Source organism: Mesorhizobium sp. M2A.F.Ca.ET.037.01.1.1 (assembly GCF_003998075.1).
GTDB lineage: Bacteria > Pseudomonadota > Alphaproteobacteria > Rhizobiales > Rhizobiaceae > Mesorhizobium.
The window spans coordinates 1-5,749 of record NZ_RZSA01000373.1 but is presented as its reverse complement, the minus strand read 5'-3'; the positions used below and the strand labels follow the sequence as shown (position 1 = coordinate 5,749).

Here is a 5,749-nt window from a genome sequence, read left to right as displayed (position 1 = left end):
GTACCGGGCGCATGCAGTTCTCCTACGATGCCGATGTCGACGGCCGGCACGCGACTTTGACCGCAACCGCGACCCGCGATGCGACGGCAAGGCGGATCGCCTCGCTGGATGCCAACATCGAGATAGAAGGCGCGGGCACCTCCGGCGAGGGTGGTTCGACCGAGGCTGCCCCCGCGGCCGATGGCGCCAGACTGGGTTCGATCGCGCTGCAGCTTTCGGGCTCGGAAGCGTCGGGCGACAGCCCGTCGCGGCTGGCGGCCTCGCTCTCGCTCACCGGTTCTGTGCTCGACCTGGACGAACGCGGGCTGCTGCCTCTCGACGTCGATGCCGATGCCACGCTGATGGCCGGCTCGAACAAGATCTCGGTCGACCGGCTGCTGATCAAGAACGGTCGCTCCAGCTTCGACTTTGCCGGGTCGATTGGGCCGAAGCCGGCAGCCGCCGGGGAGGAGCCCGCATACCGCTACGACCTGACCAGCGACGGCTCGACGCTGGCGCCCTCGGAATCGCCCGAACCGGCGCTTCAGTTCCTGGCCCGTATCGCAGGCGTCTATCAGCCGAAGAGCCGAAAGCTCGTCGCCGAGCAGATCGGCGTCCGGTCCGGCGGATCGGGCGAAGTGCTGGGCGCGGCCACCGTCGCCTTCGTCGACAACGGTCCTCCGGGCGTGTCGCTGTCGCTCAACGTTCACGACATGCCGGTCTCGCATGTGAAGCAATTGTGGCCATGGTTTTCGGCCCGCAATGCGCGGCTTTGGGTGCTGGGCAACCTGTTCGGCGGTACGGTGACCGACGCCAACCTGCAGTTCCAGGTGGTGCCGGGCCGCCTGGGCAACGGCGTGCCGCTTACCGGCGACGAAGTGTTCGGCCGTTTCCAGATCGAAGGCTCGCGCTTCGATACCGCCGGGCGCATCCCGCCGGTCCGCGACGCCGTCGGTGTCGTCGCGTTCCACGGCAACGATGTCGACATCGCGCTCTCATCGGGCAGCGTCTACATGCCGAGCGGGCGCACCGTGGCGGCAAGCGGCGGGACGCTGACGATCAAGAACGCCAATCGACCGATCGTGGTCGGCGGACTCGACATCGACGTCGCGGGTGAGGCGCCGGCGATCGCCGAGCTTGCCTCCTACGAGCCGATCAACGCCATGCGCCATGTCGGGCTAGCGCCCGAGGACCTGTCCGGCACCGTTACCGGCCACGTCAGGGCAGACATTCCGCTGACGAGGGGCATGGACACCTCGAAGCTCGATTGGCTGGTTTCCCTCGACTATCAGGACCTGTCGCTCGCCAAGTCGTTCGAAGACCAGACCGTTACCGAGGCGGACGGCTCGATAACAGTGGGGCCAAAGCAGGCGGTGATTTCGGCGGAGGCCAAGCTCAACGGCATTCCGGCTGAGCTCGATCTGGTCGAACCGCTCGCCGATGACGGGCCGGCGCGCAGCCTCAAGGTCACGCTGATCCTCGACGACAAGACGCGCAACGCCAGCATGCCTGGGCTGTCGGACCTGCTTTCGGGAACCATCAAGGTGGCGATCGACAAGAGCGGCGAAGACGCCCAGCAGGTCTCGGCGGACCTGACCAATGCCAGGCTCGACATTCCTTGGGCGGGGTGGAGCAAGGGCGCCGGCATTCCGGCCAAGGTCGCATTCAACATGGCGAAGTCTGGCAGCACAACCACGCTGTCGGATTTCGCTCTCGACGGAAAAAGCTTTTCGATCGACGGCAATGTGACGCTGGTCAATGGCGCGTTGTCCGCGGCCCGCTTCAGCAAGGTTGCGTTGAACCGAGGCGACGACGTTGCCGTTTCGGTCAAGCGCGCCGGTAAGAGCTACGCGGTCGACGTCAGCGGCGCGTCGCTCGACGCCCGCTCGCTGATCAAGCAGTTCACCTCCGATGTCGACACCGCCACCAAGGGTGCCGGCAGCGACGCGATCTCGGTGAGCGCCGATGTGGCATCGCTGACCGGTTTCCACGACGAGGTGCTTTCCAATCTGAAGCTCGAATACAGCGCGGCCGGATCGCACCTGAACGGGCTCAACGTCACCGCCGCGGCAAGCTCGGGCGCCCCGATCACGATCAACAACACCACCAGCGAAGGCGGCCGGGTGCTCAGGGTGAAGTCGGCCGACGCCGGCGCGATCCTGCGTTTCCTCAACGTCTACGAGCATATGGAAGGCGGCGCGATCACGCTCTCGCTCTCGGGCGCCGCCGACGGGCCGATGAAGGGACAGGTGGATGCCCGCAACTTCTATGTCGTCAACGAGCCCAAGCTGGCCTCGATCGTATCGACCACGCCGGCCGGCGATACGCGCAGCCTGAACGAGGCCGTCAAGGGCAATATCGATACGTCCAGGGTGCAGTTCGAGCGCGGCTTCGCCGAGATCGACAAGGGGTCCGGCTATCTGAGGCTGGCGAACGGCCTGCTGCGCGGTCCACGTATCGGCACGACCTTCCAGGGAACGCTCTATGATCCGAACAACAACATGGACATGACCGGCACCTTCATGCCGGTCTACAGGCTGAACCGGATCTTCGGCGAATTGCCGCTGTTCGGGCCGCTCCTTGGCAACGGACGCGACCGTGGCCTGATTGGCGTCACCTACCGCCTGCGCGGCAATGCCAACAAGCCGACCCTCAACGTCAATCCGCTGTCGGTGGTGGCGCCGGGTATATTCCGCTCGATCTTCGAATATAGGTAACCTTGATCCCGAAAAGCGGCCTCCGGTTTTCTGGAAGGACGGCGATCGGGAAGGACGGCGATCGAGAAGGCGCGGCCGATCAGATCGGCCGCACCAGCACGTGTTTCTTCTTGCCGAGCGAGAGCTTCACCACGCCTTCCGGGCCGAGGTCCAGGGACGTGACGATGCGCCGGTCGTCGGTCAAGGGCTGATCGTTGATGCGCACCGCGCCGCCCTGGATATGCCGGCGCGCTTCGCCGTTCGAGCCGGCCAGCCCAGCTGTTACGAACAGCGCCAGGATGCCGATCCCGGCTTCGAGGTCCGATTTGGCGACTTCGACGCTGGGCAGCGTGTCGGCGAGCGTGCCTTCCTCGAAGGTCTTGCGCGCTGTCTCGCTTGCCATCTCGGCCGCCTCGCGGCCGTGCAGCATGGCCGTGATCTCGGTGGCGAGGATTTTCTTCGCCTCATTGATTTCCGAGCCGCCGAGCTTTTCCAGCCGCGCCACCTCGTCCAGCGGCAGCGTGGTGTAAAGCTTCAAGAAGCGGCCGACATCGGCGTCCTCGGTGTTGCGCCAGTACTGCCAGAATTCGTAGGGGCTCAGCATGTCGCCGTCGAGCCAGACTGCGCCCGAGGCCGACTTGCCCATCTTGGCGCCGGACGAGGTGGTGAGCAGCGGCGTGGTCATGGCGAAGAGCTGTACGCCCTCCATGCGGTGGCCGAGGTCGATGCCGTTGACGATGTTGCCCCACTGGTCCGAGCCGCCCATCTGCAGCCGGCAGCCGACGCGCTTGTAGAGCTCGACGAAGTCGTAGGCCTGCAGGATCATGTAGTTGAACTCAAGGAAGGACAGCGACTGCTCGCGGTCGAGCCTGAGCTTCACGCTATCGAAGGCGAGCATGCGGTTGACGGAGAAGTGCCGGCCGACGTCGCGCAGGAAGTTGACGTAGTTGATCTCCATCAGCCAGTCGGCGTTGTTGACCATGACTGCGTCGCCGGGGCCGTTGCCGAACTTCAGGTAAGGCGCGAAATTGCGGCGGATGCCGACGAGATTGTCCTCGATGTCCTGCGGGGTGAGCAGCTTGCGCGCTTCGTCCTTGAAGGACGGGTCGCCGATCATCGAGGTGCCGCCGCCCATCAGCGCGATCGGACGGTGGCCGGTCTGCTGCAGCCAATGCAGCATCATGATCTGGATCAGCGATCCCGCATGCAGACTCCGGGCGGTGGCGTCGAAGCCGATATAGGCGCTTACCGTTTCCTTGGCGAAAAGCTGGTCGAGGGCGGATTCGTCCGAAATCTGGTGGATGAAACCGCGCTCGCTCATGATGCGCAGGAAATCGGATTTGAAGGCGGACATTTGTTCTTCCTGAGGTCGCCGGGCACTTGGCCATGCTTGATATGAAGGCGCGCGTTTAGCATCCAAGCGCGATCAGCAAAAGTGGTTTCCGGTTTTGCGTCCGATCGCGGTTCAACTGGGCAATCCAGCGATCAGCAAAAGTGGTTCCGGTTTTGCGTCCGGTCCCGTGCGGCACCGCTGTCCTTGCCTCACCCATTTTGCTGGCGTAATGAAGCGCCGCGCAAATACAGGCGCCATGCGGCGACGGGGCCATCCCGCAGTTTCAGATCGGACGAGCTCCCGCGATGAACAGGAACTACATTCTCCTCTTTCTGTTCAGCATCGTCATGACCGTCAGCGGGCTGGCCAGCCTGCCGCCGGTGGACCGCGACGAATCCCGCTTCGTCCAGGCGACCAAGCAGATGGTCGAGACGGGTGACTATGTCGACATACGCCTGCAGGACGTCACGCGCTACAAGAAGCCGATCGGCATCTATTGGCTGCAGTCGGCGGCGGTGGCGCTGAGCGGCGAGGGGGCGGCGGCGCCGATCTGGGTCTATCGCCTGGTCTCGATGCTGGGCATCGCGATCGCGGTCGTCGGCATCGGCTGGACCGGGACAAAGCTCTTCGGCGCCAATGCCGGGCTCGCTGCCGGCCTGATGATGGCGGCGATCTTCGCCACCGCCTTCGAGGGACGCGACGCCAAGACCGACGCGATGCTTCTCGCCTGCTGTGTGATCGCGCAGGGCGCGTTGGCCCAGGTCTATATGGCGGCCAAGCGCAACGAGTCGGTACCCGGGCATCTGCCGTGGATATTCTGGATCGCGCAAGGGTTGGGCATCCTGATCAAGGGCCCGGTTTCGCCACTCTTGTCGCTGCTCACGGCCGCGGCGCTTATTGCCTTCGACCGCGACTGGCGCTGGCTCACGAAGATGAAGCTGGTGCGCGGCGTCGCGATCGTGCTCGTGATCGTGCTGCCATGGCTGATCCTCATCACCTGGAAGAGCGGCGGCGCCTTCTTCCAGGAGGCGGTCGGCAAGGACATGCTGAACAAGGTGGCGCAGGGCGAGGAATCGCACGGCCTGCCGCCCGGCTTCTATATGCTCACCTACTCGCTGTTCATGTGGCCGTTCGGGCTGATCGCGGTCGGCGCCGGGCTGCAGGCGATCAACCGGTTCTGGGACGATCCGCGCCTGCGCTTCTGCCTGGCCTGGTACATCCCGTTCTGGCTGGTGTTCGAGGCGATCCCGACCAAGCTGCCGCATTATGTGATGCCGGCCTATCCGGGCATGGCGCTCTTGATCGGCTGGCTGCTCACGCTCCCGGCGGACCAGGCCAACGCGCCGCTGAAGCGCTGGCAGACATGGCTGTGGTGGGCGACGGCTTTCGGCCTTGCCGTGGTGGCGATCGGTCTTGCGGTGGTCTGCCTTGGCGCGCCGCTCTATCTCGCCAAGACCTTCTCCTGGTGGAGCATACCGGCGGCGATCGCCGCTCTTGTCACCGGCTATCTCGCTTTCCCCAGGCAGTTGCAGGTGCCGCTTGGCCGCATCGCCGCGATCGCGGTCGGCGCCGGGATCACCTTCAGCCTGCTGTTCGGCGTCATCGCGCCGTCGCTGAAGCCGATCTGGCTTAGCCCCGCGATCAAGACCGCGGTCGACGCCAACCGCCTTTGCGAGACCACCGTGCTCGCCTCGGCGAAATTCCAGGAGCCGAGCCTGGTCTTCCTGGTCGGCACCAAGAC

The 5,749-nt window shown here is 64.9% G+C and carries 3 protein-coding genes; 2 read left to right on the top strand and 1 reads right to left on the bottom strand.

Annotated elements, in window-relative coordinates:
• The coding region (locus EOA27_RS18895) for a DUF3971 domain-containing protein (RefSeq protein ID WP_127256884.1) at window positions 1-2,696 on the top strand (2,696 nt) is incomplete at its 5' end.
• Between the two features lie 79 nt (window positions 2,697-2,775).
• On the opposite strand, the gene tyrS is transcribed toward EOA27_RS18895, so the two are convergent.
• A complete protein-coding gene (gene tyrS, locus EOA27_RS18890) occupies window positions 2,776-4,029 on the bottom strand; it encodes a tyrosine--tRNA ligase (RefSeq protein WP_126082462.1) in 1,254 nt (417 codons plus the stop codon).
• A gap of 284 nt (window positions 4,030-4,313) precedes the next feature.
• On the opposite strand from tyrS, the gene EOA27_RS18885 reads away from it, so the two are divergent.
• On the top strand, window positions 4,314-5,749 hold a 1,436-nt coding region (locus tag EOA27_RS18885), incomplete at its 3' end, for a glycosyltransferase family 39 protein (protein ID WP_145970409.1).